The organism is Campylobacter concisus (assembly GCF_002914195.1).
Taxonomy (GTDB): domain Bacteria; phylum Campylobacterota; class Campylobacteria; order Campylobacterales; family Campylobacteraceae; genus Campylobacter_A; species Campylobacter_A concisus_M.
Genome location: NZ_PPAU01000065.1, coordinates 1 through 439 on the forward strand (window position 1 = coordinate 1; position 439 = coordinate 439).

The window sequence follows — 439 nt, forward strand, 5'->3', positions numbered from 1 at the left end:
AGCTTTGAGTTTGGCACGAAGATAAGGGCATTATCAAAGCTTCTAACAGTTGTTTTTCTAAATCCTATCTCAACGACCGTGCCCTCGATGTCTCCACAAACTATCCAGTCGCCTTGTGAAAATGAGTTGTCAAAGAGCATCATAACAGAAGCAAAGAAGTTTGCGATGATGTCTTTAGCAGCGAAGGCAACGGCAAGACCACCGATACCAAGTGAGGCAATTAGCGCTGAGATATCAAAGCCAAGCTTTTGAAGGATCAGCAAAAGTGTGATGATTAGCACGATCACGTAGATGACTTTCAGTGCTAGGTTTATCACCTCTTTACGCTTGCTTTTTTGCGCGATCTTGTCGATTATAGCGATGCCGTAGCCATTTAGTATGGTTAGGACAAGCCATGAAAATGCGACTATATATATGATAGAAAAGATATTTGCTACCG

General features: G+C 42.1%; 1 protein-coding gene. It reads right to left on the reverse strand.

All coding sequences use genetic code 11. The features are described 5' to 3' along the window. The coding region (locus tag CYP28_RS01890) for a mechanosensitive ion channel family protein (RefSeq protein WP_141090901.1) at nt 1-439 on the reverse strand (439 nt) is incomplete at both ends.